The organism is Bacillus sp. IS1, assembly GCF_032461585.1.
GTDB classification, from domain to species: domain Bacteria; phylum Bacillota; class Bacilli; order Bacillales; family Bacillaceae; genus Bacillus; species Bacillus velezensis.
Genome location: NZ_JAWCWR010000001.1, coordinates 412,585 through 429,132, shown reverse-complemented (window position 1 = coordinate 429,132; position 16,548 = coordinate 412,585). Strand labels below are relative to the sequence as shown.

17 protein-coding genes are annotated in these 16,548 nt (G+C 48.3%); 1 reads left to right on the top strand and 16 read right to left on the bottom strand.

Annotation, left to right across the window (positions count from 1 at the left end; genetic code table 11):
• Positions 1–15: 15 nt before the first annotated feature.
• From plsX to RUW00_RS01965, 7 genes are all read right to left on the bottom strand, one after another.
• Positions 16–1,014, bottom strand: coding sequence for a phosphate acyltransferase PlsX (plsX, locus tag RUW00_RS01995; protein ID WP_280145089.1), 999 nt, complete (start codon positions 1,012–1,014; stop codon positions 16–18).
• Positions 1,015–1,027: 13 nt separating this feature from the next.
• A complete protein-coding gene (fapR, locus tag RUW00_RS01990; RefSeq protein WP_003154320.1) occupies positions 1,028–1,594 on the bottom strand; it encodes a transcription factor FapR in 567 nt (188 codons plus the stop codon).
• A 106-nt stretch (positions 1,595–1,700) separates the two neighbouring features.
• Positions 1,701–3,749 (bottom strand): ATP-dependent DNA helicase RecG, encoded by a 2,049-nt coding sequence (gene recG, locus RUW00_RS01985; protein ID WP_280145088.1) that lies wholly within the window; start codon positions 3,747–3,749, stop codon positions 1,701–1,703.
• On the bottom strand, positions 3,727–4,629 hold the full coding sequence (gene sdaAA / locus RUW00_RS01980) for an L-serine ammonia-lyase, iron-sulfur-dependent, subunit alpha (protein WP_003154324.1): 903 nt from the start codon (positions 4,627–4,629) through the stop codon (positions 3,727–3,729). The genes recG and sdaAA overlap by 23 nt, the downstream gene beginning before the upstream one ends.
• Positions 4,630–4,649: 20 nt before the next feature.
• Positions 4,650–5,312 carry an L-serine ammonia-lyase, iron-sulfur-dependent subunit beta gene (sdaAB, locus tag RUW00_RS01975; protein WP_017417764.1) on the bottom strand — a complete coding sequence of 221 codons (663 nt, stop codon included), beginning with the start codon at positions 5,310–5,312 and terminating at the stop codon, positions 4,650–4,652.
• 142 nt (positions 5,313–5,454) lie between these two features.
• Positions 5,455–7,122, bottom strand: coding sequence for a DAK2 domain-containing protein (locus tag RUW00_RS01970; RefSeq protein WP_022553356.1), 1,668 nt, complete (start codon positions 7,120–7,122; stop codon positions 5,455–5,457).
• A 15-nt stretch (positions 7,123–7,137) separates the two neighbouring features.
• A complete protein-coding gene (locus RUW00_RS01965) occupies positions 7,138–7,500 on the bottom strand; it encodes an Asp23/Gls24 family envelope stress response protein (RefSeq protein ID WP_003154327.1) in 363 nt (120 codons plus the stop codon).
• A gap of 258 nt (positions 7,501–7,758) precedes the next feature.
• Between RUW00_RS01965 and rpmB the strand changes: the two genes are divergently transcribed.
• Positions 7,759–7,947 carry a 50S ribosomal protein L28 gene (gene rpmB, locus RUW00_RS01960; RefSeq protein WP_003154328.1) on the top strand — a complete coding sequence of 63 codons (189 nt, stop codon included), beginning with the start codon at positions 7,759–7,761 and terminating at the stop codon, positions 7,945–7,947.
• 77 nt (positions 7,948–8,024) lie between these two features.
• Here the strand turns inward: rpmB and spoVM are convergent, their stop codons facing one another.
• The 9 genes from spoVM to fmt all read right to left on the bottom strand — a co-directional run bounded on the left by spoVM (position 8,025) and on the right by fmt (position 16,544).
• The gene (gene spoVM, locus RUW00_RS01955) at positions 8,025–8,105 is read right to left on the bottom strand and encodes a stage V sporulation protein SpoVM (RefSeq protein ID WP_003154329.1); all 81 of its coding nucleotides are present in this window, start codon (positions 8,103–8,105) and stop codon (positions 8,025–8,027) included.
• 86 nt (positions 8,106–8,191) lie between these two features.
• Positions 8,192–8,836 carry a thiamine diphosphokinase gene (locus RUW00_RS01950; protein WP_014417750.1) on the bottom strand — a complete coding sequence of 215 codons (645 nt, stop codon included), beginning with the start codon at positions 8,834–8,836 and terminating at the stop codon, positions 8,192–8,194.
• Between the two features lie 68 nt (positions 8,837–8,904).
• A complete protein-coding gene (rpe, locus tag RUW00_RS01945) occupies positions 8,905–9,555 on the bottom strand; it encodes a ribulose-phosphate 3-epimerase (protein WP_014417749.1) in 651 nt (216 codons plus the stop codon).
• Between the two features lies 1 nt (position 9,556).
• On the bottom strand, positions 9,557–10,447 hold the full coding sequence (gene rsgA, locus RUW00_RS01940) for a ribosome small subunit-dependent GTPase A (RefSeq protein WP_007611350.1): 891 nt from the start codon (positions 10,445–10,447) through the stop codon (positions 9,557–9,559).
• 14 nt (positions 10,448–10,461) lie between these two features.
• The gene (gene pknB, locus RUW00_RS01935) at positions 10,462–12,405 is read right to left on the bottom strand and encodes a Stk1 family PASTA domain-containing Ser/Thr kinase (RefSeq protein WP_315956448.1); all 1,944 of its coding nucleotides are present in this window, start codon (positions 12,403–12,405) and stop codon (positions 10,462–10,464) included.
• A complete protein-coding gene (locus RUW00_RS01930) occupies positions 12,399–13,160 on the bottom strand; it encodes a Stp1/IreP family PP2C-type Ser/Thr phosphatase (protein WP_007409750.1) in 762 nt (253 codons plus the stop codon). The genes pknB and RUW00_RS01930 overlap by 7 nt, the downstream gene beginning before the upstream one ends.
• Before the next feature lie 5 nt (positions 13,161–13,165).
• Positions 13,166–14,257 (bottom strand): dual-specificity RNA methyltransferase RlmN, encoded by a 1,092-nt coding sequence (gene rlmN, locus RUW00_RS01925; protein WP_014417746.1) that lies wholly within the window; start codon positions 14,255–14,257, stop codon positions 13,166–13,168.
• 3 nt (positions 14,258–14,260) lie between these two features.
• Complete coding sequence (gene rsmB / locus RUW00_RS01920) at positions 14,261–15,604, bottom strand: 16S rRNA (cytosine(967)-C(5))-methyltransferase RsmB (protein WP_014417745.1); 1,344 nt, start codon at positions 15,602–15,604, stop codon at positions 14,261–14,263.
• Positions 15,591–16,544: a methionyl-tRNA formyltransferase gene (gene fmt, locus RUW00_RS01915; RefSeq protein WP_095271948.1), complete on the bottom strand. Its 954-nt coding sequence runs from the start codon at positions 16,542–16,544 to the stop codon at positions 15,591–15,593. Before fmt ends, rsmB begins: the two co-directional genes overlap by 14 nt.
• Between the last annotated feature and the right edge of the window lie 4 nt (positions 16,545–16,548).

Sequence of the window (16,548 nt, the reverse complement as noted above, 5' to 3'; positions counted from 1 at the left end):
GCGGTAACCTCCAGACTACTCATCTGTTTTTTCTTCTTTTACTTCTTCTTCTATAAATGCGGCCACGTTTTGGCTGACCATTTCTCTCGCCTGGCGCAGCGCATGGTAAACAGCGCGTGCGTCAGAAGAGCCGTGCGCTTTAACGACGGGCGCTTTCAAACCGAAAAGACTCGCCCCGCCGTACTCAGAATAGTCCATTTTCAGTTTCATTTCCATCAGCTTCGGCTTCAGCACTCCCGCTGCGAGCTTAGAAACAAAACTTGAAGTCAGTGTATCTTTCAGCATTTTGAAAATCGATAACGCTGAACCTTCCAATGTTTTCAACGTGACGTTGCCCGTAAAGCCGTCTGTGACGATGACGTCAGCAGCGCCTTCGAGCAAGTCTCTCGCCTCAACGTTTCCGACAAAATTCACGTTTGTTTCTCTTAATAATTCAAACGTCTTTTTTGTCAGGTCGTTTCCTTTCTTTTCTTCCGTGCCGACATTTAACAATCCGACGCGGGGCGAGCTGATTCCGAGAACCTGCCGGGCATATACAGATCCCATAATTCCGTACTGGACGAGATGCTCCGGTTTGGCATCGACATTGGCTCCCACGTCCAAAAGAAGGAAACCGTCGCCTGAAACGGTCGGAAGCGTCGGCGCAAGCGCAGGCCGGTCGATTCCTTTAATTCTGCCGACGATAAACAGTCCCGCTGTCATGAGTGCGCCTGTATTCCCCGCTGAGATGCAGGCGTCCGCTCTGTTTTCAGCCACTTCCTGCGCCATCAGCACCATAGAAGAGTTTTTCTTTCTGCGTACGGCGCGGACCGGTTCATCCGTCGGTTCAATCACTTCATCGGCGTGCAACACAGTGATGCGGTCTGATGTTGTTGGCAAGTGTGATTCTATCGTTGTCTTGTCACCGACCAGCGTAATATGAAGATCGTCAAATGCCTCAATACTCTTCATTACTCCGTCAATAACAGCTTTGGGTGCGTTGTCGCCTCCCATTGCATCTACAGCTATTCTCATGCATGCTCCACCTTTATGATTGTTTTGAACGGTACATGTCAAAGCTGCCGGAGAACACGACTTCTTCTCCCACATAGCTGTTGACTTCAACTACCGTTCTGCCTTTTTCTTTTTCGACTGCCGTCACTTTGGCTTTCGCAACGACGCGCTCGCCTTCTTTCACCTGTCTTGTAAAGCGGATATTTGCGCTTGCGGTCAGCGCCAGCTCATCATCAATGACGGCTACGGCGAGTGAGTTCGCCTGCGCAAACAAATGATGCCCCCGCGCAATTTGATTGCGGCTGAAGACATGTTCGCGTCTTACTTCTAATATGGAAATGGCCTGGCCGTCAAGCTCCAGATCAATAATTTCACCGATCACTTCGTCTAAAGACAGTGATTTCACTTCATCATCAAGCGTTTGTTCTGCCACGTTTTTAATTCTTTCCCTCAGCTCCGGTATTGAGAGCTCTAAGCGGTCTAAACGGATCGTCTGAATGCTGACGCCGAATTTCCCCGCTAATTCTTCATCTGTGATGAAGGGTGTCGATTTGATCGTCTGCTGCAATAATTTTTGGCGTTCTTTCTTGCTTCTTCTCATCTGTAAACACCATCCGGACAATTAAGACTAGGTACTAATAGTAGTATATAATCTCATAGATTGGAATGCAATGATTGTTTTTTGAAAGCCGCCGAATTTTACAGAATCAGCTTAATTTCTCCCCTTCTAGGACGCCGCTTGAAAGTAATTGGCCGCGCAGCATACGGTATTCGTCATCTTTCCAAAAAGCCTCTGAAGACACCAGATTGGCCGCATCCTGGCGGGCCGTTTCCAAAGCTCTGTAGTCATGAACCATATCCGCCACCTTGAACTCGGGCATACCGCTCTGTTTTTTTCCGAAGAAATCACCGGGTCCGCGCAGTTCAAGGTCCTTTTCAGACAGCTCGAACCCGTCGTTTGTCTCCGACATGATTCTCATCCGTTCCTTCCCGGTTTCGGATTTCGGATCGGCCATCAAGATGCAGAAAGATTGGTGGTCTCCCCGCCCGACCCGGCCGCGGAGCTGATGAAGCTGAGATAATCCGAAACGGTCGGCGTCATAGATGACCATAATCGTCGCATTCGGCACGTTCACCCCGACTTCTACGACGGTTGTTGACACAAGTACCTGACATTGATTGGCGCTGAATTCTCTCATCACCTGATCTTTTTCATCAGAATGGAGCTTCCCGTGCATCAGGCCGACATTCCATTTACCGCGGTAAACGTCAGACAGCATGTTATATACGTCAATCGCATTCTGCACATCCAGTTTATCCGACTCTTCAATGAGCGGGCAGATAATATAGGCTTGCCTTCCCTGTTTCAGCTCTTTTTCTATAAAAGCCAAAATCCGCTCCAGCATGTCGTGTTTCACCCAATACGTTTCGATTTGTTTTCGCCCCGCGGGCATTTCATCTATCACGGAAACATCCATTTCTCCGAAGACGGTAATGGCCAACGTTCTCGGAATCGGAGTGGCTGTCATAAACAGCACATCCGGATCCTGACCTTTATTCTTGAGTTTTTTGCGCTGTTCGACCCCGAACCGGTGCTGCTCGTCCGTAATGACAAGGCTCAGCGCTTTAAATTCCACTTCATCCTGGATTAAAGCATGGGTCCCTACTAAAATATCAATCTCTCCGAGAGCAAGCCGCTCCAAAAGCTCCCTGCGCCGCTTTCCTTTTACAGAACTCGTCAAAAGCGCGATATTTACATCTTCATTTGCAAACAACGATACGAGAGAATCTGCATGCTGTTCGGCCAGAATTTCAGTCGGCACCATTAATGCCCCCTGATACCCCGACAGAATCGCAGCGTACAAAGCGATGGCGGCGACGGCCGTTTTCCCTGAACCGACATCACCTTGCAGCAGACGGTTCATTCGGTAAGGGGATGTCATATCAGCGGTAATTTCCCGAAGCACGCGCGTCTGTGCGGTTGTGAGCGAAAACGGCAGGCTGTCTGTGAAAGCGGCGAGCTTTTCAGCAGGAAACACATGGCTGATGCCTTTTGACTGTTCCCTTTCCGCTTTACGGAACGCCTGCATTTTCAGCTGAAATAATAAGAATTCCTCGTAAACAAACCGGCGTCTTGCCTGCTGTAACGATTCCCTCGTTTCAGGCTGATGCATCGTCTGCAGGGCATGTTTGTAATCAGGCAGCTTGTAGCGGATTCTCAATTTTTTAGGAAGCGGATCGGCCGCACTGTCCAAATGATGCTGCAGCGCTTCCTTAATAAACCGTCTCATCATTTTTACGGTGACGTTTTCTTTAACGGAATAAACAGGCTCAATGCTTTTATCTTCTTGATGAGGACCGTTTTTTAATTCCTGCACGGAAACGGTCTGTCTGTGTTTATCCCATTTCCCGGATATCGTGACGACAGAACCTAACGTCAGTTTCTTTTTTAAGTAGGGACGGTTAAAGCAGACCGCGGTAATTAAATAATTGCCGACAAGCACCCTGAATGTCAGCCTGTTTCGTTTTTTGCCGTAATAGGTAAGAGAAGGTTCTGAATGAACCTTCCCTTCTACCGTCACTCTTTCTTCATGTTTTACTTCTTCTAAATCCCTCAGCTCATAGTCGTCATAACGGTAAGGGAAATAATTCAGAAGATCAGAAATGTCATAGATACCAAGTTCGTGCAATGTTTTTTCTGTTTCCGGCCCAATGCCCTTAATCTCCGCTATACTAGTTTGCTGATGGTGTGTCACTTGATTTCAGCGCTCCTCCGAAAATTTTTTTCTCTAATTCTCTTCCCGTCGGTGTCGCGGCTAAACCGCCTTGTCCCGTTTCACGCAGTGCTGTCGGCATTGTCTGGCCAATCTTGTACATCGCGTCAATCACCTCATCGCAAGGAATGCGGCTTGTAATCCCGGCCAGCGCCATATCCGCCGCGATCATTGCGTTGGATGCTCCCATTGCGTTTCGTTTGACACACGGCACTTCTACCAATCCGGCGACCGGGTCACATACGAGACCGAGCATATTTTTCAGTGTAATCGCCATTGCTTCCGCTGATTGCTGAGGCGTTCCGCCCGCCATTTCCACAATCGCAGCCGCTGCCATGCCTGATGCTGACCCGACTTCCGCCTGACAGCCTCCTGCCGCTCCTGAAATACTCGCATTGTTTGCTACGACAAAACCGAACGCGCCGGCTGTAAACAGAAAACGGATCATTTGTTCTGTCGTAGGGTTCAGCTTATGCTTTACGGCGAATAACGTTCCCGGCACAACCCCGGCAGAGCCGGCGGTCGGTGTAGCGCAGATCGTTCCCATCGCCGCATTGACTTCATTTGTCGCCACAGCTTTAGAAACGGCGTCTAAAATCAGATTGCCCGACAGGCTTCTTCCCGATTGGATGTATGCCTGAAGTTTCACGGCATCTCCGCCTGTTAAACCGGTCTGACTCGTGACGCCCTTCAGCCCTTTTTCAACAGCTGCTTCCATGACGGAGAGATTGCGCTCCATTCCTTGAAAGATTTCTTCCCGCGTTTTTTGCGTCACTTCCATCTCTTGCGTGATCATCACTTCCGAAATCGGAATTTGTTTTTCTTGAGTGATTTCTATTAATTCTTTTACATTACGAAACATGTCATTTTCCTCCTGACTTTTTAGTCAGCTATCTTAGTAACCTGTATAATATTAGGAAGTGTTGAAAGCTCGTCAAGCACTTCTTCTTCAATATTCTGATCGACCTCAATCGTCATCAGCGCAAGCTGGCCGACGTCCTTACGCGCCACTTCCATATGTCCGACGTTGATGGAGAATTTCGCAAGCACATTGGCAACGCCTGCAATCGTGCCGAATTTATCATTGTGAACGACTAAAATAGCCGGATGGTTTCCGGAAAGACGCAGCTCAAAGCCGTTGAGCTCCGTGATTTCTATTTTTCCGCCGCCGATGGAAATACCGGTAAGGGCAAGCTCTCCCTCATCATCAGAAATGACGATACGCGCCGTATTCGGATGAACGGGCACGGCATCCTCTGTACGGAACTCTACATATATGCCCTTCTCTTCCGCAATTTGAATCGCTGTTTTAATCCGTTCATCAAATGTATCAAAATCAAGCAGGCCGCCGATAATCGCGACATCAGTGCCGTGACCCTTATACGTCTCCGCAAATGATCCGTAAAAAGACACAATGATCCGGCGGGGCTCCCGCCTGAATAGGCTTCTGGCCACTCTGCCGATCCGGGCGGCGCCTGCGGTATGTGAACTGGACGGACCGATCATTACCGGGCCGATAATATCAAAAACGCTTCTATACTTCATGCTGGTTTGTTCCTCCTTAACATCACTTCATTCAGCGCTTTTCTTTAGACTAATTGAACATTTCTCAATTGGCAAGCAGGCACACTGCCGCACTGCCGCAGGTAAATAAAGACATAAGAATAGAAGGGCCTGATAAGCCCTTCTATTCTGCCGCAAATATATATGGATACAGAGGCTGTCTGCCGTTATGGATTTCAACCTCGATATCTTCACAGACGCTAGCAATATACTCAGCGAGTTTCTCAGCTTCTTCTTCCGGCGCGTCCTCTCCGTACAAGATGGTGACAATTTCATCTTCTTCCCCGATCATTTCATCCAGCAGCAATTTCGCCGCACTTATCCGATCTTCGGCGCTGCCGATAATTGAACTGTTTAAAATGCCGATAAAATCACCTTTTTTAATATCTTTGCCGTCAATATGGGTGTCTCTGACTGAATATGTCACCTGTCCGCTTTTCACATTCCGGATGGCCTCAAGCATATTGGCTTCATTTACGTCAGCCGGCTGGTCAGGGTTAAACGCAAGCAGGGCGGTCATACCTTGAGGGACCGTTTTTGCCGGAATGACAATGACATTTTCTTCAGCCACGCTCGCCGCCTGATTGGCAGCCATCACAATATTGGAATTGTTCGGAAGAATGAAAACCGTCTCCGCATTGACAGACTGAACGGCTTCAACAATATCTTCCGTGCTCGGATTCATTGTCTGGCCGCCTTCGATTACGTGTGAAGCGCCGATGCTCGTAAACAATTCAGAAATGCCCTCTCCCATTGCCACAGTCACGATGCCAAAAGGCTTGCGGGCTTCTTTCATAACGCCGGCCGGCTTTTTTTCATCATGTTCTTGGCTGATGATTGAAGTATGCTGTTCCCTCATGTTTTCAATTTTAATTTTAATCAAATCGCCGTAACGCTGTGCGAGATTGAGTACATTCCCTGGTTCTTCGGCATGAATATGGACTTTCGCCAGCGTATCATCAGCCACGACCAGCAGTGAATCGCCGAAACGGCTCAGTTCGTTTCTGAACGTCTCTTCCTTGAACGTCCGTTTATCTTGATCCAGCCTCACCATCACTTCCGTACAAAATCCGAATTCAATGTCTTCTGTACTCAGCATGCTCTGCGCGCTTTTATGATGCTCGGCATTCACCATATCATCAAGTGCCGGAAGAACCGCTTTTTTCGGTACGGCCTCTCCTTTTAAAGCAGCCAAAAAGCCTTCATATACACAAAGCAGACCTTTTCCGCCGCTGTCAACGACACCGACGTCCTTTAGAACAGGAAGCAGATCCGGCGTACGGTTCAGCGACGCTTCCGCTTCTTCAATAACGGCCTCCATGACCGAAATAATATCGGTTTCTTCTTTGGCCGAGGCGACCGCTTTTTTAGCCGCATCCTTGGCCACGGTTAAAATCGTTCCTTCAACCGGTTTCATGACCGCCTTATATGCCATATCCACTCCCGCTTGGAGTGCTGCGGCAAATTCTTGGGCGTCTATTTGGTTTTTGTTTTCAATGCTCTTTGTGAAACCTCTGAACAATTGGGACAAGATCACCCCTGAGTTTCCTCTCGCTCCCATAAGCAGGCCTTTTGACAGGGCGATGCCGACTTTGCCGATGTCGGGTGAGTCAATGTGCTCTACCTCTCTTGCACCGGATGACATCGATAAATTCATATTTGTTCCGGTATCGCCGTCAGGCACGGGAAACACGTTCAGCGCATCCACCGCGGATGCGTTTTGAGACAATGTCTCAGCCCCCGCCAGAATCATTGCCGCAAAAGCTCTCCCATCTAAGTTTCGTCTAGACAATACTCATCCTCCTCACTACGGGTTCGTTACTCGTACGCCTTGGACATAAATATTTACAGAATCAACTGCAAGTCCGATTGTTTGATTTACTGTGTATTTTACCTTCGTCTGAACATTGTGGGCTACTTCGGATATTTTAGTGCCGTAGCTGACAATAATGTACATGTCGATATGTATTTGTTCGGCTTCCTGACGGACATGTACGCCTTTTGCGAAGTTCTCTCTCCGGAGGATTTCAGACAAACCGTCTTTAATCTGGTTTTTTGAGGCCATCCCCACTATTCCGTAACAGTCAATGGCAGCGCCTCCGGCAACCATTGCGATGACTTCGTTGGATATATCAATCTGTCCGTATTTTGTCTTCATTTCAATGGACACACAGGTTCCTCCTTCAGGTGCATAGAGTTATCATTATTCTACTATATGTATCCCATTATGAAAAGAAAAGATACAGACAGCGGCCTTCAGCGCGGAAATGTGATTGGTTTTACATGTCAAGTGATTTTTCTTGAAAGTAAGGGAAACAATAGTTGCAAACGGTTTTTAGCTGTGGTAAATTATTTAAAGTATTGTATAACGAAAGCATCTGAGAAACTATGTTTGAAAAGATGTTTCGCGCAGTTAGGAGGGAAACAAATGGCACGTAAATGTTTTATTACAGGTAAAAAAACAAAAGCCGGAAACAACCGTTCTCACGCAATGAACGCTTCTAAGCGTACTTGGGGCGCCAACCTTCAAAAGGTCCGCATCCTCGTTGACGGCAAACCTAAAAAAGTGTATGTATCTGCCCGGGCTTTAAAATCCGGTAAAGTTGAGCGTGTATAAGCAAAAATGAACGCCTGCCCTTTTATGCGGCAGGCGTTTTTTATGCGTTCAAAGAGGGCAATTTCAGCTTCTTGGGCTTACTCTTTTCTAAATGAGCCCAGCATCGCCCGGACAATTCCTCCTAAAAACTTCGGCAATTTAATGGTATAAAATTTCATTTTGTCCCCTCCTATAAGTCCCGTATCCGCTGCGTTCATCACTTTAGGATTCATGGTTTTTTCCGCATATGGCAGAAGCCGCTTTTCTAATCCGCGCTCCTTACCATTATTAATATGCCTTTTGCAAACGAAAAAGTACCTCGTGAATGAATGAGTTCGTTACTAATACATAGTGTGGAACCCAGAGGAATATGACAATTATCAAGGGGATATTTAAAACCGTCGAGTGTCAGGCCGTCTGCCGCTTCCGTAAACGGAATGAAAGAAATATAGCGTCTGCGCGCTTTTTCTTCAATTGTATAACGGCCGGGCCCGAACATCTGAATGTCATTCTGCCGGTCGATCAGCTCGACATCGGTATTCTTGTGTAAGGCTTTATACAGCAGCTGGATGTTCCCTAAAAAGTGATCGGCTCTTCCGCCCGTCACACCGAACATCCGAATGGTTTCCGGTTCTTTTTGTAAAGCCCAGTCAAGGGCGAGTTCAAGATCGGTATAATCTTTTTCCGCCTGATACACATGGAGGGCCGGCGCCGCTTTTTGAATCTGCATGAGCTCCTCTTCCGTAATGCTGTCAAAATCACCGAAAGCTTCCTGCGGAATGATTCCGGCTTCCAAAAGAGAAACCGTCCCTTTATCGACTCCGACCCACGTCGTATCTCCGTCAGTGTATTCGGATAGATCGGGAATAAGCTCCCGCGGGCCGCCCGCAACGATATTGATTGTCTTCATATGTTTTCCTCTCTCTTAGACGCGAAAAGAGCCGGCGGCTTTCACCGGGCTCTTTTTCAGCATGTTTATTACGCGTTTCGGATGTCAGCGATGGCTTTTTTCCGATCCGGCTGATTATATACGGCAGACCCGGCAACAAGCAGATTGGCGCCCGCTTCAGCGCATAGAGGGGCTGTTTCTTTATTAACGCCTCCGTCCACTTCGATTAAAAGCTCAGACAGGCCTTTCTCCTCAGCCAGCTGTTTGACCTGACGGATTTTCGGCAGAACCGAATGAATGAAGCGCTGGCCGCCAAAACCGGGGTTAACCGTCATTAACAGCACAAGGTCAAGTTCCTCGATCACATGTTCAATCATTTGGACGGGCGTATGCGGATTGAGCACAACTCCCGCTTTTACCCCCTGCTCTTTTATCAATTGAATGGTCCGGTGAAGATGCGGACACGCTTCAGCATGAACGGAAAGGATGTCCGCACCGGCTTTTGCGAATGCCGGGATGTAGCGGTCCGGGTTTTCAATCATAAGATGGACATCCAGCGGCAGATCAGTCACCGGACGGACGGCTTCAACGATAAGCGGCCCGATTGTAATGTTAGGGACGAAATGGCCATCCATGACATCAATATGGATATAGTCCGCCCCTCCTTTTTCCACGTCTTTAATTTCCTCGCCCAGTGAAGCAAAATCGGCGGAAAGAATTGATGGCGCAACCTTAATCATATTAATACCTCGGCTTTCTCTCTTTTATTTCCTGCATAAATTCTTTGTAATGCTCATAGCGGTACGGCTGAATCTCTCCTTCTTCCACCGCTTGCTTTACCGCGCATTTCGGCTCCTTAAGATGCAGACAGCCTCTGAATTTGCAAGAGGCGCTTATTTCTCTGATCTCAGGGAACGTGCTGCCCAGCTCTTCTTCCTCAATGCCGGTAAATTCAAGCGAACTGAACCCCGGAGTATCCGCCACCAGACCGCCTGATGTATGAATGAGCTCCACATGGCGCGTCGTATGTTTTCCGCGTCCCAAATGCGCGGAAATCTCGTTTGTTTTCAGCTCAAGCTCCGGGCTGATCGCATTTAAAAGCGAAGATTTTCCGACTCCGGACTGACCGGCAAACACCGTCGTTTTGTTCTCGAAGTGTTTCACAATGCCTGTTAAACCGCTGTTTTCTTTTGATGACGTCACATATACGTCATAACCGATCCCCTGATAGTCTTTCACGTAAGAAAGTATCGCCTCTTTCGATTCCCCGTCTGCAGCTAAGTCCATTTTGGTTATGCAGATGATCGGGTGAATGCCGTTGGCTTCCACAAGGACGAGAAAACGGTCCAATAAAGACGTGCTGAACGCCGGCTGAACGGCAGAAAAGACGAGAACGGCCTGATCGACATTTGAAATCGGCGGCCTGATCAGCTCGTTTGTTCGTTCTTTGATTTCCAGCAGGTAGCCTTCTTTATCATTTTCAGCCTGATAAACGGCATAATCGCCGACCAGAGGCGTTATTTTATTTTTTCTGAAAATGCCCCGGCCCCTGCATTGAATGATCTTGTCCTGTGATTCATCCAAGACATAATAGAATCCGCTTAACGCTTTTATAATTTTGCCCTCAGGCATAGGGTCCCTCCTTGTCAGTCATTATCTTTCGGGTATTCAATCGTTTTGTAGCTGACGACTTTATGATCGACCATCACTTGATAATACCCCTTCTGTCCCTGATCAATCTTCAGTTCAATTGTTTTTTCAGTCGGCTCTTTTATTTTAAACGAGTCATACGTATCAGAGATGCTGTGGTCCTTATCATCGATGGCGATTTGCACTTCAAGCTCGTCCCCTTCATGTTCGGGTTCGTAAGGAATGCCGATTTTTTCTTTTACCGTTTTCGCCGGTTTTTCTTCAGGTCCGAGCGAGAACGTCACTTCAACATTACTTCCCGGCTTAACCGCAGTGCCGGCTGCCGGCTCTTGCTTCATGACTTGTCCTTTTGGCACGTCATCTGAATGGGCTTGTTTTTCAACAAGCTGCAGGCCGTTATCTTCAAGATACCCTGAAGCCGCTTCTTTGCTGTAAGTCTTTAAGTCCCTCAGCGTAACGTCCGCCGGGCCGAGGCTGACCGTTAGATTGACTTCATCGTCGCTTGCGACCATGTCGGTGCCGGCTGACGGGTCCTGATCAATTACGGTGCCGGCCTCGCTGTCATCGTTCTCTTCTTTGACATTGACATGTTTGAAGCCTTTTTCCTTCAGCGCTTTTTTTGCGTCGCCGATCTGCCGCCCTTTCACGTCGATCAGCTGGGTTTTCGGTTTTCCGATGCTTTTGTACAGTTTTACAGAAGAGCCTTCTTTAACGGTAGACCCCGCTTTTGGGTCCGTTTTGACCATTAATTCCTCTTCTATTTTGTCATCTTCAATGTCCGTTATATCAGGATCCGCCCGGAGCCCGTTCTTTTCAAGCAGTGCTTCCGCTTTTTCGTACTTCATGCCCCGTACGTCGGGGACGCTTACATCTTTAGGCATAAACAAAGACGGGAACACGGTGACCGCAAGAACAGCCGCCATAATGAAAATGAAACAGACGGACAGCAAAACCCACGGCCATTTCCGTTTTTTCTTTTTGGCGGGCTGCTGTTCCTTATCATCCGTCTCCCCCGGCGTTTCCGCCTGAGGCGCGGCTTTTGCGCCGTCAGCAATAACGGGAATGGCTTTTGTCATTTCCTCATCATCCTGAACGGAAAATTTTTGTTCATTCAGCCTGCCGGCGTCAAAAGCCGTTCTGATGTCCGCTTCCATGTCCTCGGCGCTTTCATAGCGGTGAAACGGGTCTTTAGCGGTTGCCTTTAAAATAATGTTTTCGACGCTCTGCGGAATGGAAGGGTTCCATTTTCTGGCGGAAGGCGTTTCTGTTTGCAGATGCTTAAGCGCTATGCTGACTGCTGATTCTCCGTCAAAAGGGATTTTGCCTGTTAAAAGCTCAAACAGCACGATGCCGAGCGCGTAAATATCTGATTTTTTCGTTGCAAGACCGCCTCTCGCCTGCTCCGGAGACAAATAATGAACCGAGCCCAGCACAGAATTCGTATGTGTGATTGTCGTAGACGTAAGCGCTGTGGCGATGCCGAAATCCGTCACCTTGATATGCCCTAAATGGTCTATCAATATATTGTGCGGTTTAATATCCCGATGCACGATATGGTTTTGATGGGCATGGGCGATGGCCGAGACGATCTGCTCCATAACGGACAGCGCTTCTTTCGGATGAAGCGGTCCGTGTGTGGTTATGTATTCCTTTAATGTCATGCCTTCCACATATTCCATGACAATGTAATAAATATCGCCTTCCTCCCCGATATCGTAAATACTCACGATATTCGGATGATCGAGGCTTGATGCCGACTGTGCTTCTCTTCTGAAACGCCTGATAAAATCATTGTCATTCACAAAGTCAAACCGCAGAATTTTAATTGCGACTTCACGTTCGAGAATGATGTCCTCAGCTAAAAAAACGTTTGCCATTCCGCCGCCGCCAATGGGCCGGAGGATATGATAACGCCCGCTGATCCGCTTGCCGGTTAGCACTTGTCTTCACCCTCTTTTGCATCTGCGGAAAACTCAATCAACACAGCCGTGATGTTATCTTCGCCGCCGTTTTGATTCGCTTTGCTGATGAGAAGGTCTACTTTTTCCTGAGGATCAGATTCGGCTTGAAGCATTTGTTTGATCTCGTGATCTTCTATTTTATTTGACAGTCCGTCAGAGCATAAAAGCAGCTGATCGCCGTCAGACAGTTCAAAAGAACGGGCGTCGGGACTGATGGTTTCATCTGTCCCCAGCGCTCTCGTCAATACATTTTTCCGCGGATGGTGCTCGGCGTCCTCTTTCGAAATTTCCCCCGTCTTGACCAGCTCATTCACAAGCGAATGGTCCTCAGTCAGCTGAGTGAATTCCCCCTCTTGAAGCAGGTAGCACCGGCTGTCACCGATATGAGCCACAGTGACAAACTTCCCGGTGAATAAGGCGCAAACAACGGTGGTGCCCATTCCCCGGCATTCTTCATTCGCTTTAGCGTGGTCATGTACTTTGACATTCGCCTCATGAATCCGGTCTTTCAGCCAATCCTCGCAAGCAGACGGCAGAGAAGGAACCGTTTCGGTCCGGTTCCACTGCTCTTCCATCGCCGCAACCGCCATCCTGCTCGCTACATCTCCGGCAAGATGACCGCCCATGCCGTCGGCGACAACCGCAAGCACCGCGTCTTCTTTTGTGAAAATGCCCGCCGCATCTTCATTATGCCGGCGGACTTTACCTGTATCTGTTTTCAAGGCTGTAATCAACCTCTTCACCTCGTCTCGTCTTGACGCTCCTTCGCGCGAAGCTGACCGCAGGCCGCGTCAATGTCATGGCCTTGCTCTCTTCTGATCGTGACATTTACACCGCGGGATTTTAACGTTTTTTCGAATGCGAAAATCTGATCTCTCGGTGTGCGGACGTAATCCCGTTCAGGCACATAGTTTACCGGAATTAAATTGACATGGCATTTCACGTCTTTTAACAGTTCTGCAAGCTCTTCTGCATGTTCGACCTGATCATTTACGCCGCCGAACAGCCCGTATTCAAAGCTGATCCGTCTGCCTGTTTTCTCGATGTAATATTTGACGGCCTCCATAAGGTCAGGAAGCTTATAGGCTTTGTTAATCGGCATCAGACGGCTTCTGATTTCCGTATTCGGAGCATGCAGAGAAATCGCGAAATTGATCTGCATTTTTTGATCGGCGAAATCGTAAATCTTCGGAATGATTCCGCTGGTGGAAACTGTGATATGACGCGCTCCGATGTTCAGCCCTTTATCGTGGTTAATGATTTTCAAGAAAGCGAGCATTTCGTTAAAGTTATCAAAAGGTTCACCGATTCCCATGATCACGACTGAGCTGACGCGTTCATCCGTTTCATCAAGCGCCTTTTGCACTTTCACGACTTGAGCGACGATTTCTCCCGCTTCAAGATTCCGTTTCAGACCGCCGAGCGTTGACGCGCAAAATGTGCAGCCGATCCGGCAGCCGACCTGTGTCGTTACACATACAGAATTACCATACTCGTGTCTCATTAAAACCGTTTCGATCGTATAACCGTCATGAAGCTCAAATAAAAATTTCATCGTGCCGTCTTGAGATGTCTGTTTTACAGCCGTTTTCAGCGTTGTCAGCACAAAATGGCTCTCGAGTTTTTCACGCAGGCTTTTTGAGAGGTTTGTCATTTCATCAAATGAAGAAACCCGCTTTTCATAGAGCCATTCAAAAATCTGTGCTGCGCGGAACGGCTTTTCGCCATTCTCAGTCAGCCATTGTTTGATTTCATCTAATTCAAAAGAGTAAATGGACGGCTGCTCAGTCCGCAGCTCTTTCCGTACGCTTGTCTTTTTTAATTGTGTCATTTTTTATCCCTTCTTTCTCATGCTGCTAATAAAGAAACCGTCTGTTCCGAAATAATGCGGAAGAATTTGAAGGCTTCCATCCTGAACAAAGGGTCTCGCCTTTTCAGGCAGCCGCTTTTCAAGAGACAAATCGGGTTCAAACTCAGGGTGTTCTTGTATAAACGCATGCATAACTTCTTCATTTTCTGTCCGGTCCATTGTACACGTACTGTATACGAGTGTGCCACCTTTTTTTACTAATGGGGCGATTTCCCTTAAAATGCCGAGCTGGATTTCTGACAGCCGTCTGCTGTCCTCCGGCGTCTTCGTATATTTCATATCGGGTTTTCTTCTGATGACGCCGAAACCTGAGCAAGGGGCATCAACGAGAATACGGTCAAACCGTTCTGCGCCAAAGGCCTCTCCCGCTTTTCGCGCATCCATCGTTTGTGCGTCGATGATCGTAAGTCCGAGCCGTTCTGCGCCCTCTTTAATCAGCTTCACTTTATGGCGGTGAAGATCAAGCGATGTGAGGCTCCCCTCGTTCTCCATCAGTTCCGCAATGTGAGCCGACTTTCCGCCCGGTGCGGCGCATGCGTCTAAAACGGTTTCGCCCGGCTTCGGGTCCAGCGCCCGCGCGACAAGCATTGAGCTTTCATCCTGTATGGATACCCGGCCGTTTTGGAAAAATGCCGTGTTCGCGATGCTTCCTTTTAAAAGCTTAATCGCATCAGGAGAAAGGTCTCCGGCTTCTGCTTCCAGACCGGCATTCTCCATCTCATTCAGCACCGTTTCCCTGTCGCTCTTTATGTGATTGACACGGAGCGTCTGCTTCGGCGGAATGAGATGAATCCGGCAGATCTTTTCAGCCGCCTCAAAGCCGTACGCCTCGACCCACTCTTTTACGAGCCATTCGGGATGGCTTGTCTCTGTAGAAAGACGGAGAACCGGGTCTTCAATTTCAGCGAATGACGGCGCCCCCTCACGCTGCAGGGAGCGGAGGATGCCGTTGACAAAGGACGCAATGCCCTTATGCCCGCGTTTTTTGGCGATTTCAACCGCTTCATGGATGGCGGCGCGATCCGGAATTTTTTCTAAATACTCCATTTGATACGCGGACAGACGAAGCAGCTGAATCACCCACGGCTTCACCTTATTCGGCTTGCGGATAAAAGGCTTCAGCATAAAGTCTAAGGCGATTTTATTTTGCAGCGTTCCGTAGACAAGCTCTGTCAGCAGCCCTCTGTCCTGATCGCTGAGCGTGTTCGTTTTGATAACCGATGTAAGAAGCAGGTTGCTGTATGCCTGATTTTGCTCAAGCTTCTCAAGCGCTTCAAGGGCGAGCTCCCGGACATTAATTTTCTTCATTTGCTTCTCCTAACACGTCACCGGGCTGCACATTTTTGCCTCTTACAAAATCTTCGCCCTTCATCCGTTTTTTTCCCGCCGGCTGCAGCTCAGTGATTAAAAGGGCTGTGCTGTTTCCTGATGCGACGACAATGCCGTTTTGCTCCGTGCGGATGACTGTTCCGGACGCAGCTTCAGTTTTTGCCGCAACTTTTTCAGAAGCCCATACTTTAATATTTTGACCGTTCAAAGTTGTATAGGCGACAGGCCAAGGGTTTAAACCTCTGATCTGGTTGTAAATCTCTTCTCCGGGCTTTGCCCAATCAATCCGCTCCTGCTCACGCTTAATGTTAGGCGCGTAAGTCGCTTTTGATTCGTCCTGTTTGATCGGTTTAATATTTCCGGATATGACGTTCGGAACGGTCTCTGACAAAAGCTTTGCCCCCGCTATGCTTAATTTGTCGTGAAGCGTGCCGACGTTATCCGCTTCATCAATTTCCACTTCGATTTTAGAAATCATATCGCCCGCATCAAGCTTTTCAACCATATACATGATCGTTACGCCCGTTTTCTTCTTGCCTTGGAGAATCGAATAATGTATCGGCGCTCCGCCTCTTAATTCAGGCAATAGTGACGCGTGTACGTTGATACAGCCGTATTTCGGGCCGTCCAGCAGCTGCTTGGGCAGGATCTGTCCGAATGCCGCCGTAACAATCAGGTCCGGCTTCAGGCTGAGCACTTTTTCTATTTCTTCTTCGAGCCTTACTTTTTCGGGCTGAAGCACGGGAATGCCGTGACGTTCAGCTTCAGCCTTTACAGGAGGGGGCGTCATGATTTTTTTTCTGCCTTTCGGGCGGTCAGGCTGCGTAACGACACCAACCACTTCATATCCGTCTTCAATAAGCGTGCGCAGGACGGGAACTGAAAAGTCGGGCGTTCCCATAAAAACGATCCTTGTCATCCAA